This is a genomic window from Neorhizobium petrolearium, assembly GCF_029854435.1.
Lineage (GTDB): Bacteria > Pseudomonadota > Alphaproteobacteria > Rhizobiales > Rhizobiaceae > Neorhizobium > Neorhizobium petrolearium.
Map to the genome: position 1 here is coordinate 788,669 of NZ_CP123000.1, position 23,879 is coordinate 812,547.

Genomic DNA, 23,879 nt, shown 5'->3' on the forward strand with positions numbered 1-23,879 from the left:
CATGCGCGAAGCCCGGGCATCCGAGGTTGCAGGCGCTTTTGCTGCCCAGCCCGAGACCAAAACGGCAACGGGCTTTGCGTCAGGATTTACGATCGTTTCCGGCGAGGGCGCGGCCTATTGGTCCGGACGTTCCTATGCGGCGCTGTCGCGTGCAGGCTTCATGAGGAACCCGGTCGCCTACCGTGCCATGCGGATGATTGCCGAGGCGGCAGCGGCGGTGCCCTGGCTTGCCTATGAAGGCGGAAGCGAGGTGGCGGATCATCCGGCGCTGGCGCTCATCTCCCGGCCGAACGGGCGGCAGGGCGGACCGGATTTCTTCGAGGCGCTCTATGGGCATCTGCTGCTCTCGGGCAATGCCTATGTGGAGCCGCTTCTGATCGGCGGGACCCTGCGGGAACTGCATCTCCTGCGCCCCGACCGGGTGAGCGTGGTCGAGGGGCGCGACGGCTGGGTGACGGGCTACGACTACCGCGCCGGCGGCGTCACGCGGCGGCTGGCTGCGGATGGGGACGGCATAATGCTGCTGCATCTGAAACTGTTTCATCCGCTCGACGACCATTGCGGCTTTCCGCCGATCGGCGCGGCGGGTGCGGCGCTCGACCTGCACAATGCGGCGGCTTCCTGGAACAAGGCGCTGCTCGACAATTCCGCCAGACCCTCCGGCGCGCTCGTCTACCAGCCGAAGGACGGCGGCAATCTCTCAGCCGACCAGTACGAGCGGCTGAAAGACGAGCTGGAGGCGGGCTATTCCGGTGCGGTGAATGCCGGCAGGCCGCTGCTTCTGGAAGGCGGTCTCGACTGGAAATCGATGGGGCTCTCGCCGAAGGACATGGATTTCATCGAGGCGAAGAACGGGGCGGCGCGCGACATCGCGCTCGCCTTCGGCGTGCCGCCGATGCTGATCGGCATTCCGGGCGACAACACCTATGCCAATTACCAGGAGGCGAACCGCGCCTTCTACCGCCTGACCGTGCTGCCGCTGATTTCCCGCACCGCCGCAAGCTTCTCCGCCTGGCTGTCGGATGCCTATGGAGGCGGGTTGCGGCTGGAGCCCGACCTCGACCGGATCGCCGGGCTTTCCGCAGAACGTGAAGCGCTCTGGGCGAGGGTGGGGGCCGCGACCTTCCTGAGCGATGACGAGAAGCGCGAGGCGGTGGGGTATTAACAGGAGCGGAATTGGTGTAATTTGTAATACGCCGTATTACAAATGGAGGCTCCCATGGCCAAGCCTGTTCTTTCCGATCCGATCACGCTGCGCCTGCCGCTCGACATTCTGGAAGACGTCGAGAAGATCGCGGAGACCGCGGATCGCAGCCGATCCTGGGTGATCGTGCGCGCTCTGAAATATTACCTCATGGCGGAGGGGAACGATATCCTGCAGATCCGCAAGGGCGAGGAGCAGATCCGCGATGGCGAGACGGTCGACATGGAGGAGCTTTTCGACGAGCTTCTGGATGAGCGCAAAAGCGACGCTGCGTGATGAAGGTGATCCTGTCGAAGAAAGCGGGCCGGTTCCTCCGGCAGGAGCGCGCCTATCTGGAGCAGTTCAATCCACGCGCCGCAATGGCGGTGATGCGCCAGTTGCGGGCGTCCTTGCGGCTGTTAGGGGAGTTTTCGAGGGCAGGCGGTGATCTTCAGGCTCTGGAGGGGCGCCGCCGTCTCGTATCGGGAGCCTACATCATCCATTATCGGGTTGAAAAGTCAGCCGTCTACGTTTCGCATATCCGTCACGGTCGCCAGGAGCCGCTCGAACTCGAAAAGGACGGCGAACCCGGCGAAGAAGGCTGAGCCAATCGGCAAGCATCGCCTTCGCTTGGTTTGTCAAGAACCTAGCTCAACCTCTCAAGCCTCCGACTCAACTTCGCAACAAGCACGTCCAAGCGATTCCGAAGACTGACGAAAACAGAAGCGGCCGCCCCGAAGGGAGGCCGAGTGGGCCGTCATGGCTGCTGCATGCTGTGATCGGACATGCGGCATCTTGAAGAGCTGCGGTATCCTTTTCGCCTGACGGCGCGTGGCACTGCAGCCGAGCCCTGGTGGCTCTTTATGCGCAAATTCTAAAAAAGAGAGATTAAAAATGTCTGACCTCGGAAGCGATCCGGGCGTCGGGATCGCCAAGGTCCTGGGCTCGATGGCGGGAGCCGGTGTCTCGCTGATCTACCTCGTGCCGAAAAGCCGTCGCGAGGCGGCGAGCCGTTTTCTGACCGGCGTGAGCTTCGGGCTGATCTTCGGCGGTCCGACCGGGCTTTGGCTCGAGACGAGGCTGGGGATCGGCGGCGAGCTTTCAGGCGCCGAGGTGATGCTCGCGGGCGCGGCGACGGCCAGTCTGTCCGCCTGGTGGGTGCTGGGCGTGCTGGCGCGGGTGGCGGACAGGTATGGGAGACGGGTGGGCGGCTAGAGCGCCCTTCTTCACCTGAATGCCCGCATCCGCCTGCCGGCACCTTTTCCCCGCCTTCAGGGAGAAGGCCGCGGCAGCGGATGAGGGGCGACAATATTCAAAAACCAGGAGACTACCCATGCACGCTTATCGCGGGCCGCGCCCGCCCGTACGCCCCAGTGGGCGCAAATTCGCCAATCTCGAACTTGCCGGCGTTGCCGGCGACGGAACCTTCTCAGGTTATGCCAGCATTTTCGGCGAGGTCGATCTCGGCAAGGACACGATCGAACGTGGCGCCTTCAGGCACTCGCTCGTCGAACGCGGCGCGCCGGGTGTGCGCATGCTCTACCAGCACGATCCGAACGAGCCGATCGGCGCCTGGAAGACGATCCGCGAGGATGCCCGGGGTCTTTATGTCGAGGGTGTGTTGTCGCCGGGCGTGGCCCGCGCCCGCGAGGTGCTGGCGCTGATGAAATCGGGCGCGCTCGACGGATTGTCGATCGGCTTCCGGACGGTGAAGGCTCGCACCGATGCAAAGACGGGCGTCCGAAAAATCCTCGAGGCCGATCTCTGGGAAATTTCCGTCGTGACCTTCCCGATGCTCCCGTCGGCCCGGGTCTCCGACGTCAAGCATGCGCGGTTCTTCCGTGACCGGGAAACCGAGCTCGTCCGCCAGATGCGGCGGGCGGCGAAGATGATGATGCAGTCAACCTTCAAAGGAAAAGCGATATGACGAATGCAGCAAGCGTGGCGCCTGAGGTGAAAGCCGTGCCGGAAACGGTGACGGCCGCCTTCGACGAATTCATGGAAGCCTTCGAGGCGTTCAAGGACGTCAACGACCGCAGGCTCGGCGAGATCGAGCAGAAACTGACGGCCGACGTGGTGACGCGCGACAAGGTGGACCGCATCAACCGCGCGATGGACGACCAGAAGAAGGTGCTCGACCAGCTGGTGCTGAAGAAGGCCCGTCCGCAGCTCGGCCGGGGTGGCGGCGAACTTTCCGCCGAAGCGGTCGAGCACAAGGCCGCCTTCGACGCCTATATCCGCCGGGGCGAGGAAGCGGGGCTTCGCGAGCTGGAGGTCAAGGCCCTTTCGTCCGGTTCCGGCACGGACGGCGGATATCTGGTGCCGCCTGAGACGGATACCGAGATCGGCCGGCGGATCTCCGTGGTTTCGCCGATGCGGGCGCTTTCGACCGGCCGCACCGTTTCTTCCGCCGTGCTGAAGAAGCCATTTGCGACGACGGGCCTTGCCACCGGCTGGGTGGCGGAGACGGCGGCCAGGCCGCAGACCAGCACGCCGCAGCTTGCGGAACTCTCCTTCCCGACCATGGAACTCTACGCCATGCCGGCCGCCACTCAAGGCCTGCTGGACGACGCGGCGGTCGACATCGAGTCATGGATCGCCGGCGAGGTGGATATCGTCTTTGCCGAACAGGAGGGCGATGCCTTCATCCGCGGCGATGGCGTGAACAAGCCGAAAGGTTTCCTGTCCTATCCGACAGTCGCGGACAGCGCCTGGAGCTGGGGCAATATCGGCTATGTCGCTTCCGGTGCCGCCGGCGCCTGGCAATCGACGGACCCTTCCGACACGCTGATCGAACTCGTCTACGCGCTGAAGGCCGGGCACCGCCAGAACGGCACCTTCATGATGAACCGCAAGACGCAAGCCGATATCCGCAAGTTCAAGGATGCCGACGGCAACTATCTCTGGCGCCCGCCGGCCGCCGCCGGCCAGCCTGCCTCGCTGATGGGCTTTCCGATCGCCGAAGCCGAGGAAATGCCGGACGTGGCGGCGAACTCGCTGTCCGTTGCGTTCGGCGATTTCCGCTCCGGCTACCTCGTCGTCGACCGGGCGGGCGTGCGCGTCCTGCGCGATCCCTACAGCGCCAAGCCCTATGTGCTCTTCTATACGACGAAGCGCGTCGGCGGCGGGGTGCAGAATTTCGAGGCGATCAAGGTGGTGAAGTTCGCAGCGGCATAAGAGCGAATAGGGAGTAGCGAATAGCGAATAGAGGTTGGCCTGACGGCCACCTGTGCGCTCGCTGCTCCCTTCGCTCGGCGGTCTCTTTCTATTCGCTACTCACTATTCGCTATTCGCTTGGAAACCCCATGACCTATGCCCTGACCACTCCGCCCGCAGCGGAGCCGCTGACGCTTGCCGAGGTGAAGGCCCACCTGCGTCTCGACGGTGCGGATGAAGATGCCTTGCTGGCCTCGCTCATCCGGACCGCCCGCGAGCATCTGGAACGCGAGACCGGGCTTTGCCTGATCTCTCAAACCTGGCGGCTCCATCTCGACCGCTGGCCGAAGGACGGCATCATCCGCATCTCGAAATCTCCGGTGCAATCGGTTGAAACCGTTACCGTTTACGAAGCGGACGGGACCGCCGTCGACATTCCGCTCCAGGATCATCTTCTCGACGGCGTGGGCCGGCCGGCGCGGCTGTGGCTCAGAAACCCGCCAGAGCCGGGGCAGGCGGTGAACGGCATCGAGATCGACTTCTCGGCCGGATACGGCGAGGCGGGGACGGACGTGCCCGATACGCTGAAGCGGGCAATGTCGATCCATATCGGTCATATGTTCGCCTTCCGCGGCGCGATCTCGCCGGATCAGCAGCCAGCCGGCATTCCGGACGGTTACGAGCGGCTGATCGCGCCGTTCAGGATGCGGAGGCTCTGATGGTCGTCTTCTTCGATCCCGGCCAGATGACGGCGCGGCTCGACCTGGAGGCGCCGCAGGCCGTGCCGGACGGGCAGGGCGGCGCAACCGTGTCCTTTGACGTGGTGGCTTCGCTCTGGGCGCGGATCGAGCCCGTCTCCTTCCTGTTGACGGAAGAGGCCGCCTCCGAGCGGGGTACGATCAGCCATCGCATCTGGGTGAAGTTCCGCGAGGATATCACAGCTGGCCAGCGGTTCCGCAAGGGCACGCGGGTGTTCGTCGTCAAGCTGGCCCGCGATCCCGACGAGACGCGGCGCTATCTCGTCTGCCAGTGCGAGGAGGAGACCCGATGACGGCGGCGAACGCGCTTCTGGTCGCGATTCATCAGCGACTTTCCGGCAATGCCGCCTTGACCGCGATCATCGGGGCGGACGGTGTCCGGGACAGGTTGTCGCCGCGGCCCAAGCTGCCTTGCATCGTGTTCGGCGAGCTGGAGGCGTGGGATTATTCGACCTCGACGGAGAGCGGTGAAGAGCATTTTCTGACGCTGGAGGTCTGGTCGGACGGCGAGGGACGGAGAGAGGCGCAGCAGATCGCCGGGCTTGTCCATGACCTGCTGCATGATGCGGCGTTGGGACTGGACGGCGCCGTGCTGGTCAGTCTCCTGCGGATGAGCATGCGCACGCGTCGTGAGCCGAAGACGAAGATCTATCTGACCGAAATGCGGTTCCGGGCGGTGACGGAATAGGTTCGTATCCTCTTCAACGAAAGGATTTGAGACATGGTGGCACAGAAGGGTAAGGACCTGCTTCTGAAGATCGACGACGGCGGCACGTTCCTGACCGTCGCGGGATTACGTTCGAAACGGCTCGCCTTCAATGCCGAGACCGTCGACATCACCGACGCTGAAAGCGCCGGGCGCTGGCGGGAACTTCTGGGAGGAGCCGGCGTGCAGCGCGCCTCGCTGACGGGCGCCGGCCTTTTCAAGGATCAGGCGAGCGACGCATTGGTGCGGACGGCATTCTTCGCCGGCAGCATCCTGAACTGGCAGATTTTCATTCCGGCTTTCGGAACGATCACGGGTCCTTTCCAGGTGACGGCGCTCGAATATTCCGGCGAGCACAATGGCGAGATCCGTTTCGAGCTGGCGCTGGAATCGGCCGGCGGCCTGACATTCGGAGCGCTGTGATGATGCCGGGCGGGCGGGCGAACCGCAGGCGCGGCGAAGTGGAGGCGGTGATCGACGGCGAGCGCCGTATTCTCTGCCTGACGCTGGGAGCGCTGGCGGAACTGGAGACAGCCTTTGCCGTGGGCGATCTCAACGGCCTGGCGGAACGCTTTTCTTCCGGCCGGTTGAAGGCGGCGGACATGATCCGCGTCATCGGCGCCGGATTGAGAGGCGGCGGCAATCTCTTTTCCGACGACGAGGTGGCGGCGATGAATATCGACGGCGGAGTTGCCGGTTCCGCCCGGATCGTCGGCGACCTGCTTTTGGCGACGTTCGGCGAGGCCAGCGGGGAAGCCACCGCAAACCCTTGAGGGCCGCGGCAGGCGGTCAGGCAACTCCCGGAAACGTGCGAAGCGGTTTTCCGTCCGGAATTGTGATCGAGGAAAAAGAGGTCAAGGCGGAACCGTTTCCCTGGGAAACGGTCATGCATGCCGGCCTCTGCCTGCTGCGGCTGGTACCGCGAGATTTCTGGGCACTGACGCCCGTCGAGTTCTTTGCCATGACCGGAGGGCTGCGATCGCGAGGCGCGGCTATGGAAAGGGCTGGGCTGGAGGCGCTGATGAGGGAGTTTCCGGATGGGTGAGTACCCTCCCCTTGAGGGGGGCGGCACGCCGTGCCGGGGTGGGGTGACCTAGCCCTGAAGATGTCACCCCCACCCATCGCTTCGCGATGACCTCCCCCTCGAGGGGGAGGTGGGAGCATGCCACCCTGGCTCGCGCCCTCTCCCCGCCGGCGGAGAGAGGGCCAGGGATGAGGGGCAATTGGAGACCAATCATGGAAGACGATGAGAACACATTTGCCGGCGCGCTCTCCAATGCCGAGGCGCTGGCCGGCGTGATGACCGAGCTGGAAAACCGGTCGCAGCGTTTCGGTGCCGCATTGACGGGCGCGTTGAGGTCCGCTGCCGGAGGCGGCAAGGGGCTGGAGGATGCGCTGCGGGGGCTTGGCAATCGCCTGGCCGATATTACGCTTGCCGCCGGACTGAAGCCGCTGGAGAGCATGTTGGGCAATGCGGCGGGTGGTCTGGTCGGCGCTGTGACGCCGTTTGCCGATGGCGGGGTGGTGCGCGCCCCGAGCTTCTTCCCGATGGGCGGCAATATCGGCTTGATGGGCGAGGCTGGCGCCGAGGCGATCCTGCCGCTCCGGCGCGGGCCGGATGGCGCGCTCGGCGTGGCCGCGGCCGCAGGCGGGGCGGAGCCGCAGATCGTCTTCAATGTCACGGCGACCGATGCCGCAAGTTTCCGCAAAAGCGAAGGACAGATTTCCGCCATGCTGGCGCGCAGCGTCGCGCGCGGACGAAGAGGACTTTGAAACAGGATGAGCGGTTTTCATGATGTACGGTTCCCGCTGCGGCTGGCGCGCGGCGCGACGGGCGGGCCGGTGCGGCGCACCGATATCGTCAATCTTTCCAATGGCCGCGAGAGCCGCAACCAGCGCTGGCGGGATTCCCGACGAAGCTATGATGCCGGATCGGGCGTAAAATCGCTGGCCGACCTTTATGCCGTGCTGGAATTCTTCGAGGCGCGCGGCGGACAGCTTTACGGATTCCGCTTCCGCGATCCGGTCGACTGGAAGTCCTGCGGGCCGGGCGAGTCGGTATCGGCGAGCGATCAGGTGATCGGCACCGGGGATGGTGCAGCAGCCGAGTTTCAGCTCGTAAAGACCTATGCCGACAGCGGCGGGAGCTGGATACGGCGGATCGCCAAACCGGTGGCGGGGACGGTGGTCGTCTCGGTGGACGATATCGAGAAGCCGGCGGGTTCGTTCGAAGTCGATCCGGCGACCGGAATCGTGACTTTTGTGGCCGAGCATATCCCGATGGCCGGCGCGGTGGTGCGGGCAGGTTTCGAATTCGACGTGCCGGTGCGCTTCGATACCGACCGGATCGACGTCAATCTCGCGCACTTCGACGCGGGGCGCATCCAGACCATTCCACTGACGGAGATATTGGCATGAGAACGGCACCGGCGGCGCTTGCCGCACATCTGGCCGGCGAGGCCACCACCACCTGCCATTGCTGGCGGGTGACCCGGCGCGACGGCGTGGTGCTCGGTTTCACCGACCACGATCGCGATCTCGTTTTCGGCGGCACGGCCTTCCTGGCTGCGAGCGGCTTTTCAGCGAGCGAAGCGGAAGCGGCCGCCGGACTTTCCATCAGCGCCGACGAGGTGTCCGGCGGTTTTTCCAGCGCGGCGATCCGCGAGGAAGACCTGGCGGCCGGGCATTACGACGGCGCACGCATCGAACAGTTTCTGGTGAATTGGGCAGCACCCGATCAGCATATGCTGCTGAACGTTCGCGAGATCGGTGAGGTCTCGCGCGCCGGTGGTGAGTTCCGGGCGGAACTGCGCAGCCTGGCGCACCGGTTGAGCCAGCCGCAGGGGCGCGTCTACAGCCGCCGCTGCGATGCCGTGCTGGGTGATGCCCGCTGCGGTCTGGACCTTTCGTCTTGGCGCGGCGAAGGAGCGGTTATCGACGTGAAGGATGCAAGCCGGATCGCCGTTTCCGGGCTCGGCGATTTCGAGAGCGGGTTCTTCCGGCAGGGCGCGTTGACGTTCTCCAGCGACGTGGCGGTGGATGTCGAAACGCACGAGCGGAAGGCGGATGGCACGACGGAGCTGACCTTCTGGCTGCCGTTGGAGGAGCCGATTGCAGCGGGCGAGACGTTCACGGTGACGGCTGGCTGCGACAAGTCGTTTGCGACCTGCAGGGCGCGCTTTGCCAACCACCTGAATTTCCGGGGCTTCCCGCATATGCCGGGCGCCGACTTCGCCTATTCCTATGCCGACGGGGAGCGGGTCCATGACGGCGGCCCGATTTTCGAATGAGCGGGATAGGCGGCAAGGTCGTTGTGTTGGCGGAGAGCTGGATCGGCACGCCCTATCGTCATCAGGGCGCGGCCAAAGGGATCGGCTGCGATTGTATCGGGCTGATCCGCGGCATCTGGCGCGAGCTCTACGGTGGGGAGCCGGAGGCGGTGCCGGCCTATGCGCCAGACTGGGCAGAGCGGAGCGGCGAGGATCGTCTGGTGGACGCGGCGCGGCGGCTGTTCGGGGAGCCAGTGCCGATGGGTGAGGCACAGCCGGGTGACCTGCTGCTGTTCCGCTGGCGGCCGGATTGCGCCGCCAAGCATGTCGGCATCCTCGCCGAGCCGGAGCACTTCATTCATGCCTATGAGCAGACGGCGGTGACGCGCTCGGCGCTGGTGCCTTCGTGGAGGCGACGGATTGCAGCCGTGCATCGGTTTCCGGCGATAGGGCGCGATTGAAAAACATGCCGTTTGGCGTATATTGATGGAGTGGTGAGCGAGGCGGCAACCCCGCCCACCGTGGACTTATCTTTTGAATACGACCCGGACGGTCAGTGACCAGCTCGTCCGGGTCATTCTCAATATAAGCGCAATGCCAATCGGCCTAAGCCTCATAACATCACCTCCATCATCGAGGGCAGGGCTCCTGCCTGAGTCAGTGTAGCCTATCTCCACTGATGCGCCGGCTGGCGCGGCGCCTGCTGCTTCTGCTCTCGAATTTCCACACGCTATCACAATCTAGGCGCGCATCCAGTGGTATCCGCCGGATGGCCGCGAGGTATTTTCATGGCCACCATTCTCTTTCAGGCAGCGGGTGCGGCGCTCGGCGGTGTGTTCGGTCCTGTCGGCGCGATCCTCGGGCGGGCGGCGGGGGCGCTGGCCGGCGGCCTGGTCGATCGCGCACTGATCAACGGCGGCACGGCGGTCTCAGGCGCCCGATTGGCCACTGCGCGCATTCCGGGTGCGGACGAGGGGTCGGCGATCAACCGCGTCTACGGCACGGCGAGGATCGGCGGCACGCTGATCTGGGCGACGCGGTTCGAGGAGGAGGTGACGCGTGAACGTTCCGGCGGCAAGGCGACGGGGCAGCGGGTCGAGACGTTCCGGTATTTCGCCAACCTGGCGGTCGGGCTGTGTGAAGGGCCGATTGCGGGCGTGCGGCGCGTCTGGGCCGACGGGCGCGAACTCAGCCTGACAGCGATCGAGATGCGGGTCTATCGCGGCGACAAGGGGCAGTTGCCCGATCCGCTGGTCGAAGCGAAGCAAGGCGAAGATAATGCGCCGGCCTATCGCGGCCTTGCTTACGTGGTGTTCGAGCGATTGCCGCTCGACAGTTTCGGAAACCGCATTCCGCTCATGCAGTTCGAGGTGTTGCGGCTGGTGGGCGCGTTGGAGCGGCAGATCCGTGCCGTCACGATCATCCCTGGCGCGACTGAACATGGTTATTCGACGGTGCCGGTGACCGAAAAGACCGGCGAGGGCAGCGCGCGCATCCTGAACCGCAATGTGCTGACGGCGGCGACGGACTGGCAGGCTTCGCTGGACGAGTTGCAGGCGCTCTGCCCGAACCTTCAGCGCGTGGCGCTGGTGGTCTCCTGGTTCGGGACCGATCTCAGGGCGGAGCATTGCCGGATCGTGCCGGGCGTGGAAGTCGCGGCAAGGAGGGAGGAGAGTACCGAGTGGTCCGTGGCCGGGATGTCGCGTTCGGCAGCGCATCTGGTGAGCCGGGATGGCGGACCGGCCTTCGGCGGCACGCCGAGCGATGCGAGCGTGAGGCAGGCGATCGCCAACCTCAAGGCGCGGGGGCTGAAGGTCTATCTCTATCCGTTCGTGATGATGGAAATCCCGCCGGGCAACAGCCTGCCGGACCCTTATGGCAATGCGGAGCAAGCGGCTTTTCCCTGGCGCGGTCGGATCACCTGCTTTCCGGCACCGGGACAGCCGGCGACTGCAGACAGGACGGCGGCGGCGCGAGCGCAGGTCGAGGCATTCTCGGCCGGTGCCGATGGATATCGGCGGATGATCCTGCATTACGCCGGTCTGGCAGAGGCTGCGGGTGGCGTGGACGGCTTCATCATCGGCTCGGAACTGCGCGGGCTGACGCAGCTCCGCGACGAGACGAATGCCTTTCCCTTCGTGCAGGAACTGGTCGGGCTGGCGGCGGACGTAAGGGCGATCGTCGGCGCGGCAACGAAGCTCACCTACGGCGCGGACTGGAGTGAATATTCCGGTTATCACCCGCCGGATGGTTCGGGCGCGGTGTTCTTCCATCTGGACCCTCTCTGGGCTTCGCCGGATATCGATGCCGTTGGCATCGACAACTACATGCCGCTGGCCGACTGGAGGGACGAGGACCTTTCTGCGGACAATCCGGATGGCTTCCGGCTGGCCGACGATGCCGAAGCGATGGCGGGGCAGATCACCGCCGGAGAAGGCTTCGACTGGTATTATGCGAGCGATACGGACCGGGAGAACCGGGTGCGCTCGCCGATCACCGACGGGCTCGCCGGAAAACCATGGGTATTCCGTACCAAGGATCTCTCCGGCTGGTGGTCGAACCGACATTACGACCGGGTGGATGGTGGGGAGAAAGCGACGCCGACAGCCTGGACGCCCGGCATGAAGCCAATCTGGTTCACCGAACTCGGCTGCCCGGCCGTGGACAAAGGCGCCAACCAGCCGAACGTCTTCATCGATCCGAAATCGGCGGAAAGCGCGGCACCTTATTTCTCCAGCCTCGCCCGTTCCGACAGCATGCAGCGACGGTTTCTCGAAGCACATCATGGCCGGTGGCAGGGCGAAGACGCATCGACCGGCATTGTCGATGCAGACCACATATTCGTCTGGACCTGGGATGCGAGGCCCATGCCAGCCTTCCCCGACGACCTGTCGATCTGGAGCGACGGCGGCAACTGGCGCGCCGGCCACTGGCTGAACGGGCGCCTGGGAGGCACGACGCTGGCGGATGCGATCGCAGCGATCCTGACCGAGCACGGGTTCATGGATTTCGACGTCTCCGAAGTGAGCGGCGACCTGACAGGTTACGTGCAGGGCGAGGTGACCTCGGCGCGCGCACTCCTTGAGCCGTTGCTCGACGTCTTTCAGGTGGATGTCACCGAGGATGCCGGAAGGCTGCGCTTTCGGTCGCGGCTGAGTGCGAGCCTGGCGCCAGCGAGCGTTTCGGTCGTCGCCGATATCGAGGGCGAGCCGCTCTGGTCCGAGAACCGCAGTCACGACAGCGATTTCGCAGCGGAAGCGGTGCTGACATCATACAATCCGCGGCTCGATTATGAGCAGGCCAGTGTGCGCTCCCACCGGACGCGGGCCGCAAGCCAGCGGACCCTGAGCTACGATCTGCCGGCGGTGCTTGCGCAGGAGACGGCACTCGGCGCGGTCGAGACGCTGCTGCGCACGCAGCGGATCGGGCGGAGAACGGTTACCTTTTCACTCTCACCTGCCGATATCGGGGTCGAGCCGGGGGATGCGGTGCGGTTGGCGCTGCCGGATATCGCCGGTCCGGACGGGACCTTCATCGTCGAGCGGATCGAGGAGGGTGCCGCACGGCGGATCGAGGCACGCCATCACGCGCCGCTTGCACCGGCGAATTACGCCGGCGAGCCGGAACGCAGGAATGGGGGCGGCATCGTGTCCGATGCCTTTGCGCCGGTCCTGCACTTCCTCGACCTGCCCCGTTTCTCGTCAGGCGAAGCGCCAAGCTTCGCGCGCATTGCCGGCCTCTGCCGGCCGTGGCGACGCACGGCGCTGTCGTCGTCAGCCGGAAACCAGGGCTACCGGACGCGGACGGTGCTCGACCGACCCGCGAGAGTGGGCGTTCTGGCTGCGCCGCTCAGTCCCGACATGACCGGGCGCTTCAATCGGGGCGGCATGGTGGAACTCGACCTCTTCTTCGGCGGGCTATCCTCTGCGGATGAGCGGGTGGTGCTGAATGGGGAGAACCGGATCGCAGTAAAGGCGGCGAACGGCGTCTGGGAGGTGGTCGGTTATGCGGATGCGGAGGAGATCAGTCCGAACCGCTGGCGCCTCGGGGGCTTGCTGCGCGGTCTCGCCGGCACGGAAGATGCGATGCTGGCCGGCGCGGGTCAGGGCGCTGCCGTCGTGGTTCTCGACGAGGCGGTGGTGTCGCTGGGGCTCACGGCGGAAGAGCGTGGTCTCAGCATGAACTGGCTGGCGGAAAGCCTTGGCCAGGCTGGCGGCCGCTCAGGCCCGCATGTCTTTGCAGGCGGCATCCGCGCGGAGACGCCATTGTCGCCCGTGCATGTCCGCGGGGAGCGACAGGCAGCGGGCGACGTCCGGGTGACCTGGGTGAGACGCGGCAGGGTGGAAGCGGACGACTGGGAGGGAGCGGATATCCCGCTGGACGAACCGACGGAGCGCTACCGCATCGAGGTTCTGGACGGAGCAATCGTCCGGCGCGTGATCGAGGTGACGGAACCGGCCTTCACCTATCCGGCGGCCGATGAGACTGCCGACTTCGGCGCGGCGCAGACGAGCCTTTCATTGCGCATACGGCAGATGGGCCGCGCCGTGCCGCTCGGTGTGCCGGTTGGAACGACCATTTTACTTTAGCTCAAGAAACGGAGATGAAACATGGACGGGATGAAGGCCTGGTATCAGTCGAAAACGGTCTGGGGCGCACTGATTGCAGTCGGTGCATCACTTTTGCAGGTGGCGGGAATCGAGCTCGGCGCCGACATGCAGGCCGATCTTGCGGACATCGCGGTGACATTGGCGGGGGCGGCCGGCGGGCTTCTTGCAATCTATGGGCGGATTTCTGCCGATACCGGAATCAGGGGAAAATAGCCTCCTGAAAGAAAGCATTACGGACCATTCATTTGCCATTCAGCCGCCTTTGGTTACATACTCCGTCATATGCTTCGGGCATGTATCCTGTTGTCTTGTGAGTGGAAACTGTAACCATGGCGCGACTGCCGATCATCGCGATACTGGCTGCCGGCATTGCCGGTTTTTCCGGCCTGCAGCCGGAAAAGGCCTCCGCGCGTGATTATCTCATGCTCGTTGCGGGCGATTGCGGCTCGGCGGCATCTCGCGTTGTGCGGGAAACCGGCGGCCAGCTTCTTTCTGCTCAGCCGTCCTCCGACGGCCAGACCTGTGTCGTCACGGTGCTCGTCCAGGGCAACGGCAGCGAGAGGCCGCGTAAGGTCACCGTAAGGGTTCCGATGTAAGCTCTCGGCCAATCTGCCGGCATATCATTCGAGGGACGGTGCATGCGCATTCTGGTGGTCGAAGACGACGTCAATCTCAACCGGCAGCTTTCCGATGCCTTGAAAGAGGCCGGTTATGTGGTCGACCAGGCTTTCGATGGCGAGGAAGGCCATTACCTCGGCGACAACGAGCCCTATGACGCGGTGATCCTCGATATCGGCCTGCCGGCCATGGATGGCATCACCGTCATCGAGAAATGGCGCGCCGGCGGCAAGGGCATGCCGGTGCTGATGCTGACCGCGCGCGACCGCTGGAGCGACAAGGTGGCGGGAATAGATGCCGGTGCCGACGATTATGTCGCAAAACCTTTCCACGTGGAGGAAGTGCTGGCGCGGGTGCGTGCGCTGATCCGCCGTGCCGCCGGGCACTCCTCTTCGGAGATCGTCTGCGGGCCGGTCAGGCTCGACACCAAGGCATCGAAGGCGAGCGTCGACGGCGTGACGCTCAAGCTTACCTCGCACGAATTCCGGCTGCTCTCCTACCTGATGCACCATATGGGCCAGGTCGTTTCCCGCACCGAGCTTGTGGAGCATATGTATGACCAGGATTTCGACCGCGATTCCAATACGATCGAGGTTTTCGTGGGCCGGCTTCGCAAGAAGCTCGGCGTCGATCTCATCGAGACTGTCCGCGGCCTCGGCTACAGGATGCAAGCGCCAACTGATGCGCGTTAGGTTTCACACCATCGGACCGAGATCGCTGACAGCCCGCGTGCTGCTTCTCGCAACCGCCTGGTCGGCGCTGGCCCTGGTGGTGATCTCGATCGTGATTTCGCAGCTCTACCGGCAATCGGCGGAGCGCGCCTTCACCGACCTTCTGCGCGCTCAACTCTACAACGTCATCAATTCGATCACGATCGGCAGCGACAACCAGCTCTCCGGAAGCCCGCAACTCGGCGATCTGCGCTTTTCCCAGCCGGAGACGGGCTGGTACTGGATCATCGAACCGCTCGGCACCTTTGCGGCAAGGCCGCTATCCTCCTCCTCTCTCGGCACTTCGAACATCAGCGTGCCCTCGATCCTGGCGGTACCCTTCAACAACCGCTACGAGCGCTTCTATCCTGCAACTGACGCCTTCGGGAACCATGTTCTCGTTGCGGAAACCGAGGTTGTCCTTGACGGCGAGGGGCGGGCTGCCCGCTTCCGCGTGTCGGGCAATCTGGCGGTCGTCGAGGAGGATATCCAGGCCTTTACCCGCAGCCTCTATATCGCGCTCGCCGTCTTCGGCCTAGGCAGTCTCGTCGTGAACGGCCTCGCCATCCTCTATGGCTTGCTGCCGCTCGACGGGGCCCGCCGGACGCTCGAAAGGGTGCGGCGCGGGGAGGCGGAGCGGCTGGAGGGCGAGTTCCCGCGCGAGATCATGCCGCTTGCCAATGACATCAATGCGCTGATCGAAAGCAACCGCCGCCTTGTCGAGCGGGCGCGCATGCAGGTTGGCAACCTCGCCCATTCGCTGAAAACGCCGATCGCCGTGCTGCTCAACGAAGCGCGCTTGCTTGACAAGCCGCAGTCCGAACTCGTGCGTTCGCAGGCCGAAGCCATGCAGGCACAGGTGCAATCCTATCTCAGCCGCGCGCGCATCGCCGCCCAGCGCGAATCCCTGCTCGCCCGCACGGATATCGAGCCGGCGCTGGAGCGTCTGGTCCGAGTCATGCGCCGGCTCAATCCGGACAAGGAATTCCATCTTTCCGTCTCACCGCCAGGCGCAGCACTTGCCATGGAGCAGCAGGATGTGGAGGAGACGATCGGCAATCTGCTCGAAAACGCCGCGCGCTTCTGCGAGACGGGTGTCTGGATCACCGCAACGCCGGCCTCCGGGCCGCAACAGGAGGGGGATGCGCTGCGGCGCACCTGGGTCGAGATGACGGTGGAGGATGACGGGCCAGGGCTCGAACCCGACCAGATCCGCGAAGCGATGAAGCGCGGCACGCGGCTCGATGAGAGCAAGCCGGGTGCAGGTCTGGGTCTGTCGATCGTGCGCGAGATCACCAGTGAATATCAGGGTATGTTCGAACTGACGCGCGGACCGCGCGGCGGATTGATGGCCCGGCTTCTCCTGCCGGGCGTGACGAAGAGTGTGGCGTGAACCCGACGAAGGCTGCGAGGCGAGCCATGACAACACCGGAGCAGATGTGGCGGAAGGGCAACATGGGATTGATCCGTTCCTCCGGTTATGGACGGATGGATCGCCTGCTATATCTTTTCCGGAAACAGCGTCATTGCTGCAGCCTGCTGATATGCGAGGATTGAGCCATTATCGGATCCATGTGTTTTTCGAGTAGCGCCATAATGATGCCATGCCGAGACGGAAGCAATTTCGGCAGAGATGACCGAGCAAAGACAACTCGCGACCCGGTTTTTGACAAGATGCGATCCCCGAAACTCCGAAATGCCGTTTCATTGTTTCTTGTAGCGGGCATGCTTGCCGGCTGCGGTACAGCGTCACGTAGCGGGATGAGTGGACCGCGTGGCCTTCTTTCGCCGAAGCCTTCCTCGTCCGCCTCCTATATTTCCGCGTTGCAGGGCGGTATCGTCGGCCGCACGGGTGTGACGCTTTCGGCGAGCGACCGTTCACGCGCCCTGGAGGCGGAATACCGGGCTTTGGAAGGAGCCGCCGTCGGCCAGACCGTGCCCTGGAAGGGAGATGACGCAAACGGCCAGGTGGTCGCCAATGCTCCTTATCAGGTCGGAACGCAGAATTGCCGTCAATATCGTCATACTGTAACCGCCGACGGACGCGACGTGACGGCACGCGGTGCGGCATGCCGCAATTCCGACGGGACGTGGACGCCGTTAACGTGAAGTTTGATACGTCTGCGACGCTTTGACTTATGTCATGGCCGGATACGGCTTCAGACACCATATGAATGCCGCGACTTGCGGCGAAACGCCTCAAATTCGCGTCAACGCCGGCGCCGCAGTTGGAAAGCTAGCGCCGTTGCAGTAATGGGCCATTATGGTTTTGTGGATTATCCTCGCGCTTCTGACGGCAGCCGTTGCGGCAGTGCTGATCGCGCCCTTCGCCCGCGGCGGCAAGGTGGCGCCTGCCGATCGTACCGGTGAGGTCGAGGTTTATCGCGATCAGCTGAACGAGCTGGAGCGGGATCGCGCCCAGGGTCTGATCGAGCCCCAGGAGGCCGAATATGCCCGCGCCGAGATAGGCCGCCGGCTGCTTGCCGCGGCGGGGGCGAATGCGGATAGGCAGGAAGGCGCGGCAAAGACGGGGAAATATGCCCTCGTGACCTCCATGGTAACGCTCGTGCTGCCGGTCGTCGGTCTCTGTCTTTACTTGACGCTTGGCAGCCCCGGGCTTCCGGACCAGCCGCTCGAAGCGCGCCTCGCCAATCCCGGCAACAATGTCGCCCTGCTCGTAGCCAAGGCGGAACGCCATCTCGCCCAGAACCCGAACGACGGGGCGGGCTGGGATCTGCTCGCGCCGATCTACTTCCGCTCCATGCGGCTGGGTGACGCCGAAATGGCTTATCGCAATGCGATCCGCCTGCTTGGCCCCAGCGCAACCCGGTTGGCCGGTCTCGGCGAGACGCTGGTGGCGTCCAATGACGGCATCGTCACGGAGGATGCACGTTCTGCGTTCGAAGAGGCGGTGAGGCTCGAACCGGATAATCCGCGGTCGCGCTTCTATGTCGGTCTCGGGCTCGAACAGGCGGGGCGGGCGGCGGAGGCGCGGAGCGTGTTCGAGGCGATCGCCAAGGATTCGCCGGCCGGCGCGCCATGGCTCGAGCTCGTGAACCAGCATATTGCCAAGAATGGCGGCACGGTCGCGCCCGATCAGAGTACGGCGCAGGCGCCGGGCAATCCGACGCAGGAAGACATGGCCGCAGCCGGGACCATGTCGCAGGACGACCGGCAGGCGATGATCCGCGGCATGGTGGACAGCCTTGCGGCGCGGCTGAAAGAGGATCCGAACAATCTCGAAGGCTGGCTGAGACTGGTACGCTCCTATACCGTGCTTGGCGACAAGGAGAAAGCCCAGGAAGCGCTGAAGAGCGGGCTTAAACAGTTTCCATCCTCCGGCGAACTGGTGGCGCTGGCGAACGAGATGGGGCTCGCCGTGGAAGGAACGACCCAATGACGCGCAAACAGAAACGGCTTGCGGTGATCGCAGGCGGCATGAGCTTCATCATCGTCGCCGTGCTGCTCGTCATGTTCGCCTTCAGCCAGTCGGTCGCCTATTTCTTCATGCCCGCCGACCTCGCCAAGACGGAGGTCAAGCCGGGCACGCGTATTCGGCTCGGCGGGCTGGTGGCGGAAGGTTCCGTAAAGCGCGGCCAGGGTTCGACGGTGAGTTTCACCGTGACGGACGGCACGGGCGACGTGCCCGTCACCTATACGGGCATCCTGCCGGACCTCTTCCGCGAAGGGCAGGGCGTGGTGACCGAGGGAACCTTCGACGCGGTGACGCATAGTTTCGTTGCCGACAGCGTGCTTGCCAAGCATGACGAGAACTACATGCCGAAGGAAGTCGCTGACCGGCTGAAAGCCGATGGCGTATGGAACGAGGGCCAAGGTAAAGAGGGCAAGGAGGCGGCGACCCGATGATCATCGAGATCGGCCACTACGCGCTTGTGCTCGCGCTTGCCACTGCCCTGATTGTTTCGGTCCTGCCGGCGATTGGAGCCCGGCGTGGCGACACGGCGATGATGGCGCTCGGCACAACCGGGACGCTGACGGTCTTCGCGCTCGTCGCCCTGTCGTTCATTGCGCTGACCTGGGCCTATGTGGTCTCGGATTTTTCGGTGAAGAACGTCTGGGAGAATTCCCATTCGCTGATGCCGCTGATCTACAAATATTCCGGTGTCTGGGGCAATCACGAAGGCTCGATGATGCTCTGGCTGCTGATCCTGACTTTTTTCAGCGCGCTGGTGGCGGTCTTCGGGCGGAACCTTCCGGACAGTCTGAAAGCCAATGTGCTCGCCGTGCAGGCCTGGATCGCCGGCGCTTTTCTGCTCTTCATCCTGCTGACCTCGAACCCGTTCCTGCGCCTCGATCCCGCCCCTGCCGAGGGGCAGGACCTCAATCCGGTGCTGCAGGATTTCGGGCTCGCGGTGCATCCACCGCTTCTCTATCTCGGTTATGTCGGCTTTTCCGTCTGTTTCTCCTTCGCTGTTGCGGCCCTGATGGAAGGACGCATCGATGCCGCCTGGGCGCGCTGGGTCAGGCCCTGGACGCTCGCCGCCTGGACCTTCCTGACGGCCGGCATCGCCATGGGTTCGTACTGGGCCTATTATGAACTCGGCTGGGGCGGCTGGTGGTTCTGGGACCCGGTCGAGAACGCCTCGTTCATGCCCTGGCTCGCCGGCACGGCGTTGCTCCACTCCGCGCTTGTCATGGAAAAGCGCGAGGCGCTGAAGATCTGGACCGTGCTTCTGGCGATCATGACATTCTCGCTGTCGCTGCTCGGCACCTTCCTCGTCCGCTCCGGCGTTTTGACCTCCGTGCATGCGTTCGCGACCGATCCGACGCGCGGCATCTTCATCCTTTGCATCCTGGCGATCTTCATCGGCGGCGCTTTCACGCTGTTTGCCTGGCGGGCGCCGATGCTGAAAGCGGGCGGGATTTTCGCGCCGATCTCGCGCGAGGGCGCGCTGGTGCTGAACAACCTGATCCTGACGGTCGCGACCGCGACGGTTCTGACCGGTACGCTCTATCCGCTGGTGCTCGAAACGCTGACCGGCGAAAAAATCTCGGTTGGCGCGCCCTTCTTCAACATGACCTTCGGGCTTTTGATGCTGCCGCTTCTGGTCGTGGTGCCCTTCGGGCCGATGCTCGCCTGGAAGCGAGGCGACCTGCTCGGCGCGCTGCAGAGGCTTTGGGTTTTCGCGGGACTCGCGTTGTTCGCCGGCCTTGCCTTCTATTATGTTCACAACGGCGGTCCGGTGCTGGCGATCTTCGGGCTCGCGCTTGGCTTCTGGGGCTTGTTCGGCGCGCTCGCCGATCTCTGGTATAGAGGCAATTTTTCGAAGGTCGGGTTGTCGGTCGGTCTACGGCGGCTTGCTGGCCTGCCGCGTTCGGTGTTCGGCACGGCGATCGCCCATTTCGGCCTCGGCGTGACGGTTCTGGGGATTTTCGCTGCGACGACCTTCGGCACCGAAACGGTGGTCGAGATGAAACCCGACGCTTCTGTCGATGCCGGCGGTTATTCGCTGACCTTCGACGGCATGCGAGACGCGGTCGGCCCGAACTTCACGGAGCAACGCGGGCATTTCACGGTCAGCCGCGGTGGCGTCCAGGTTGCGGATACCTGGTCGTCGAAGCGGCTTTATACGGCCCGGCGCATGCCGACGACCGAGGCGGGCATCCTGACTTTCGGGCTCAGCCAACTCTATGTCTCGCTCGGTGATCCGATGGAAGGCGGCGGCATCGTCGTGCGCATCTGGTGGAAGCCGTTCATCCTGTGCATCTGGGGCGGCGCGCTGATCATGATGTTCGGCGGCTTCGTGTCGCTGTCGGACCGCAGGCTTCGGGTCGGGGCTCCAAGGCGGAAGGCGAAGCCGGTGAAACCGGCACTGGAGGCAGCGGAGTGATGCGCAGGCTTTTCATCGCGCTTTTCCTGTTTCTGAATGCGCTGCCAGCCTTTGCCGTCAATCCGGACGAGGTTCTCTCCAATCCCGTTCTCGAACAGCGGGCGAGGAACCTCTCGGCGCAACTGCGCTGCATGGTCTGCCAGAACCAGTCGATCGACGATTCGAATGCTGAGCTTGCCCGCGACCTGCGCGTGCTGGTGCGCGAGCGTTTGAGCAACGGCGATACGGACAGCCAAGTGATCGACTACGTCGTATCGCGCTACGGCGAGTTCGTGCTTTTGAAGCCGCGCTTCAGCACCAAGACGATGATCCTCTGGGCAACGCCGATCCTGCTGCTTCTCATTGGCGCCACTGCGATTTTCGTTTTCGTCCGCACGCGTCCCAGCCAGCGGACGGTTGCGGCGCTGACGCCGGAGGAGCAGTCGAAACTCGAAGAGTTCCTGAAAAAATAGCCGCCTGACACAGCCAAGGGCGAACATTACCAATATTTCATTCGTCCGCCACGTGCAGTTAACGTGTTGCCGCCTATATCTTCGTCATCCACCGCCTGGCCAGACCTCCGGCCAACATCACGACTGAAGAAAAGAAGGTAACTCTAAAGATGCGCAATATCGGACGTCCCTCCCTGAAGACCGTTTTGAAGGCCTCCACCGTGGCTGGTCTTGCAGCGGTCATGCTGTCGAGCGGCATCCCGGCTCAGGTCGTGCAGTCCTTCGCGGCTCCGGTCAGCGTCACCGCGCCGCAGGCACCGAGCTTTGCGGACGTCGTCTCCGCCGTTTCGCCCGCCGTCGTTTCCGTCCGTGTCCAGTCCGACACGCAGGTCGCTTCCGACGACAGCAGCAATTTCTCCTTCAATTTCGGCGGCCGCGGTTTCGACCAGCTTCCGGACGATCATCCGCTGAAACGCTTCTTCCGCGAATTCGGCGGCCAGATGCCGGGCGGCCCCGGCGACCGCGACCAGGACCGCGCCGAACGGGGCGGCCCGCGCGGCCCGGACAGCAACCGCCCGCACCGTCTTCGCCCGACCGCCCAGGGGTCCGGCTTCTTCATTTCCGAAGACGGGTATCTCGTGACCAACAACCACGTCGTCTCCGACGGTTCGGCCTACACGGTCGTCATGAACGACGGTACCGAGCTTGAAGCCAAGCTCGTCGGCAAGGACAGCCGCACCGACCTCGCTGTCTTGAAGGTCGACGCCTCCAGCCGCAAGTTCACCTATGTCAGCTTCGCGGACGATTCGAAGGTGCGCGTCGGTGACTGGGTCGTCGCCGTCGGCAACCCGTTCGGCCTCGGCGGCACGGTAACGGCCGGCATCGTCTCGGCCCGCGGCCGTGACATCGGCTCCGGCCCCTATGACGACTACATCCAGGTCGACGCGGCTGTGAACCGTGGCAATTCGGGTGGCCCGACCTTCAACCTTTCGGGCGAAGTTGTCGGTATCAACACGGCGATCTTCTCGCCTTCCGGCGGCAATGTCGGCATCGCGTTTGCAATCCCCGCCTCGGTGGCCAAGGACGTCGTCGACGACCTGATCAAGGACGGCAAGGTGGAGCGCGGCTGGCTCGGCGTCCAGATCCAGCCGGTCAACCAGGACATTGCCGAATCGCTTGGCCTCAAGGAAGCCTCCGGTGCCCTCGTCGTCGCCCCGCAGGAAGGTTCGCCGGGCCAGAAGGCCGGCATCAAGGAAGGCGACGTCATCACCGCCGTCAACGGCCAGCCGATCAAGGATGCCCGTGACCTCGCCAAACGCGTCGCGGCCTTCGGTCCGAACACCAAGGTCGATGTCGAACTGTGGCGTGACGGCAAGGCCCAGACGATCCCGGTCACGCTCGGCAACCTCGCAAGCGACGAAGCTGCCGCCGCCGAACCGAAGCAGCCCGACGCTCCGGCCCCGTCCAGCGAGAAGGCGCTTGCCGATCTCGGCATCACCGTTGCCCCGGCCGAGGACGGTTCCGGCCTCTCGGTGACGGAGGTGGATCCTGACTCCGAGGCTGCCGCCCGCGGCCTGAAGAGCGGCGAAAAGATCGTCTCGGTCAACAATCGCAAGGTGGAGAGTGCCGCCGATATCGGCAAGGTGATCGAGGAGGCCCGCAAGGACGGCCGCACCCGTGCGCTGTTCCAGGTCGAAGGCAGCGGTAACAGCCGCTTCATCGCCCTGCCCATCGATCAGGGCTGATCCCTTTTTGGTCGTATTGAAGCGGGGCGCCGCCGGCAACGGCCGGCGCCCTTTTTCCTTTGGAAGGGAAAAGAGATGGAGACGAGCGTCCGTTATTCTGCCGAAACTGCCGAATCCAATGGTGCAAAAACGGGCGGTGACGCTATTGTTCCGCACATGAAGATTCTGGTGATCGAAGACGACCTGGAGGCGGCTGCCTACATGACCAAGGCCTTTCGCGAGGCCGGGATCGTGGTTGACCATGCAAGCGACGGCGAAAGCGGCCTCTTCATGGGCACGGAAAATTCCTACGACGTGCTGGTGATTGACCGCATGCTGCCGCGCCGCGACGGTCTGTCGGTCATCAGCGAGCTTCGCAAGCGTGGCATCAACACCCCCGTGCTGATCCTCTCCGCCCTCGGCCAGGTGGATGACCGCGTGACGGGATTGCGCGCCGGCGGCGACGACTACCTGCCGAAGCCCTATGCCTTTTCCGAACTGCTTGCCCGGGTGGAAGTGCTGGGACGTCGGAAAGGCACGCCCGAACAGGACATGGTCTACCGCGTTGGCGACCTGGAACTCGACCGCCTTTCCCACGAAGTGAAGCGCGCCGGCAAGGAAGTGCTTTTGCAGCCGCGCGAATTCCGCCTGCTCGAATATCTGATGAAGAATGCCGGCCAGGTCGTCACCCGCACCATGCTGCTCGAAAACGTCTGGGACTATCATTTCGACCCGCAGACCAACGTGATCGACGTGCATGTCTCGCGGCTTCGCTCGAAGATCGAGAAGGACTTCGACAAGCCGCTTCTGAAGACGATCCGCGGCGCCGGCTACATGATCAAGGACGAGGCCTAATTGCTCG

28 protein-coding genes are annotated in these 23,879 nt (G+C 64.2%); all 28 read left to right on the forward strand.

Features of this window, described 5'->3' with window-relative positions:
* Position 1: 1 nt before the first annotated feature.
* Entirely contained in the window at positions 2-1,165 is a 1,164-nt protein-coding gene (locus QEO92_RS04100) for a phage portal protein (RefSeq protein WP_227705080.1), read from the forward strand.
* A 54-nt stretch (positions 1,166-1,219) separates the two neighbouring features.
* Positions 1,220-1,480 carry a CopG family ribbon-helix-helix protein gene (locus QEO92_RS04105; protein WP_037157548.1) on the forward strand — a complete coding sequence of 87 codons (261 nt, stop codon included), beginning with the start codon at positions 1,220-1,222 and terminating at the stop codon, positions 1,478-1,480.
* Positions 1,480-1,788, forward strand: a complete 309-nt coding sequence (locus QEO92_RS04110; RefSeq protein ID WP_227705081.1) for a type II toxin-antitoxin system RelE/ParE family toxin — start codon at positions 1,480-1,482, stop codon at positions 1,786-1,788. The genes QEO92_RS04105 and QEO92_RS04110 overlap by 1 nt, the downstream gene beginning before the upstream one ends.
* A 289-nt stretch (positions 1,789-2,077) precedes the next feature.
* Entirely contained in the window at positions 2,078-2,398 is a 321-nt protein-coding gene (locus QEO92_RS04115) for a DUF6107 family protein (protein ID WP_227702257.1), read from the forward strand.
* A gap of 118 nt (positions 2,399-2,516) precedes the next feature.
* A complete protein-coding gene (locus QEO92_RS04120; protein ID WP_227702258.1) occupies positions 2,517-3,110 on the forward strand; it encodes an HK97 family phage prohead protease in 594 nt (197 codons plus the stop codon).
* Positions 3,107-4,360, forward strand: a complete 1,254-nt coding sequence (locus QEO92_RS04125) for a phage major capsid protein (RefSeq protein ID WP_227702259.1) — start codon at positions 3,107-3,109, stop codon at positions 4,358-4,360. Before QEO92_RS04120 ends, QEO92_RS04125 begins: the two co-directional genes overlap by 4 nt.
* Before the next feature lie 128 nt (positions 4,361-4,488).
* Complete coding sequence (locus QEO92_RS04130) at positions 4,489-5,058, forward strand: head-tail connector protein (protein WP_227702260.1); 570 nt, start codon at positions 4,489-4,491, stop codon at positions 5,056-5,058.
* Positions 5,058-5,390, forward strand: a complete 333-nt coding sequence (locus tag QEO92_RS04135) for a phage head closure protein (protein ID WP_407720833.1) — start codon at positions 5,058-5,060, stop codon at positions 5,388-5,390. Before QEO92_RS04130 ends, QEO92_RS04135 begins: the two co-directional genes overlap by 1 nt.
* Positions 5,387-5,785 carry a DUF3168 domain-containing protein gene (locus tag QEO92_RS04140; RefSeq protein ID WP_227702261.1) on the forward strand — a complete coding sequence of 133 codons (399 nt, stop codon included), beginning with the start codon at positions 5,387-5,389 and terminating at the stop codon, positions 5,783-5,785. Before QEO92_RS04135 ends, QEO92_RS04140 begins: the two co-directional genes overlap by 4 nt.
* A 33-nt stretch (positions 5,786-5,818) precedes the next feature.
* Positions 5,819-6,226: a phage major tail protein, TP901-1 family gene (locus QEO92_RS04145; RefSeq protein WP_227702262.1), complete on the forward strand. Its 408-nt coding sequence runs from the start codon at positions 5,819-5,821 to the stop codon at positions 6,224-6,226.
* Positions 6,227-6,228: 2 nt separating this feature from the next.
* A complete protein-coding gene (locus QEO92_RS04150; RefSeq protein ID WP_407722043.1) occupies positions 6,229-6,576 on the forward strand; it encodes a gene transfer agent family protein in 348 nt (115 codons plus the stop codon).
* A 62-nt stretch (positions 6,577-6,638) separates the two neighbouring features.
* Complete coding sequence (locus tag QEO92_RS04155; protein ID WP_227702264.1) at positions 6,639-6,848, forward strand: rcc01693 family protein; 210 nt, start codon at positions 6,639-6,641, stop codon at positions 6,846-6,848.
* A 191-nt stretch (positions 6,849-7,039) separates the two neighbouring features.
* On the forward strand, positions 7,040-7,576 hold the full coding sequence (locus QEO92_RS04160) for a phage tail tape measure protein (RefSeq protein ID WP_227702265.1): 537 nt from the start codon (positions 7,040-7,042) through the stop codon (positions 7,574-7,576).
* A gap of 6 nt (positions 7,577-7,582) precedes the next feature.
* Positions 7,583-8,221: a DUF2460 domain-containing protein gene (locus QEO92_RS04165; RefSeq protein ID WP_227702266.1), complete on the forward strand. Its 639-nt coding sequence runs from the start codon at positions 7,583-7,585 to the stop codon at positions 8,219-8,221.
* Positions 8,218-9,093 (forward strand): DUF2163 domain-containing protein, encoded by an 876-nt coding sequence (locus QEO92_RS04170; RefSeq protein ID WP_227702267.1) that lies wholly within the window; start codon positions 8,218-8,220, stop codon positions 9,091-9,093. The genes QEO92_RS04165 and QEO92_RS04170 overlap by 4 nt, the downstream gene beginning before the upstream one ends.
* Entirely contained in the window at positions 9,090-9,533 is a 444-nt protein-coding gene (locus tag QEO92_RS04175; protein ID WP_227702268.1) for an NlpC/P60 family protein, read from the forward strand. The genes QEO92_RS04170 and QEO92_RS04175 overlap by 4 nt, the downstream gene beginning before the upstream one ends.
* A 327-nt stretch (positions 9,534-9,860) precedes the next feature.
* Positions 9,861-13,661, forward strand: a complete 3,801-nt coding sequence (locus QEO92_RS04180; RefSeq protein WP_227702269.1) for a baseplate multidomain protein megatron — start codon at positions 9,861-9,863, stop codon at positions 13,659-13,661.
* A 21-nt stretch (positions 13,662-13,682) separates the two neighbouring features.
* Positions 13,683-13,895: a hypothetical protein gene (locus QEO92_RS04185; protein WP_037157519.1), complete on the forward strand. Its 213-nt coding sequence runs from the start codon at positions 13,683-13,685 to the stop codon at positions 13,893-13,895.
* Positions 13,896-14,011: 116 nt separating this feature from the next.
* A complete protein-coding gene (locus tag QEO92_RS04190) occupies positions 14,012-14,278 on the forward strand; it encodes a hypothetical protein (RefSeq protein ID WP_037157516.1) in 267 nt (88 codons plus the stop codon).
* A 42-nt stretch (positions 14,279-14,320) separates the two neighbouring features.
* Positions 14,321-14,992, forward strand: coding sequence for a response regulator transcription factor (locus tag QEO92_RS04195; protein WP_037157513.1), 672 nt, complete (start codon positions 14,321-14,323; stop codon positions 14,990-14,992).
* Positions 14,982-16,403, forward strand: a complete 1,422-nt coding sequence (locus QEO92_RS04200; protein WP_265105663.1) for a sensor histidine kinase — start codon at positions 14,982-14,984, stop codon at positions 16,401-16,403. The genes QEO92_RS04195 and QEO92_RS04200 overlap by 11 nt, the downstream gene beginning before the upstream one ends.
* A 281-nt stretch (positions 16,404-16,684) precedes the next feature.
* A complete protein-coding gene (locus QEO92_RS04205; protein ID WP_227702270.1) occupies positions 16,685-17,119 on the forward strand; it encodes a hypothetical protein in 435 nt (144 codons plus the stop codon).
* Between the two features lie 154 nt (positions 17,120-17,273).
* Positions 17,274-18,410 carry a c-type cytochrome biogenesis protein CcmI gene (gene ccmI / locus QEO92_RS04210; RefSeq protein ID WP_037157507.1) on the forward strand — a complete coding sequence of 379 codons (1,137 nt, stop codon included), beginning with the start codon at positions 17,274-17,276 and terminating at the stop codon, positions 18,408-18,410.
* Entirely contained in the window at positions 18,407-18,877 is a 471-nt protein-coding gene (ccmE, locus tag QEO92_RS04215) for a cytochrome c maturation protein CcmE (protein ID WP_037157504.1), read from the forward strand. Before ccmI ends, ccmE begins: the two co-directional genes overlap by 4 nt.
* The gene (locus tag QEO92_RS04220; protein ID WP_227702271.1) at positions 18,874-20,862 is read left to right on the forward strand and encodes a heme lyase CcmF/NrfE family subunit; all 1,989 of its coding nucleotides are present in this window, start codon (positions 18,874-18,876) and stop codon (positions 20,860-20,862) included. Before ccmE ends, QEO92_RS04220 begins: the two co-directional genes overlap by 4 nt.
* Positions 20,859-21,314, forward strand: coding sequence for a cytochrome c-type biogenesis protein (locus tag QEO92_RS04225; protein ID WP_227702272.1), 456 nt, complete (start codon positions 20,859-20,861; stop codon positions 21,312-21,314). Before QEO92_RS04220 ends, QEO92_RS04225 begins: the two co-directional genes overlap by 4 nt.
* A gap of 149 nt (positions 21,315-21,463) precedes the next feature.
* A complete protein-coding gene (locus QEO92_RS04230; RefSeq protein WP_037157496.1) occupies positions 21,464-23,038 on the forward strand; it encodes a Do family serine endopeptidase in 1,575 nt (524 codons plus the stop codon).
* 156 nt (positions 23,039-23,194) lie between these two features.
* Positions 23,195-23,872, forward strand: a complete 678-nt coding sequence (locus QEO92_RS04235) for a response regulator transcription factor (protein WP_037159659.1) — start codon at positions 23,195-23,197, stop codon at positions 23,870-23,872.
* Positions 23,873-23,879 lie beyond the last annotated feature (7 nt).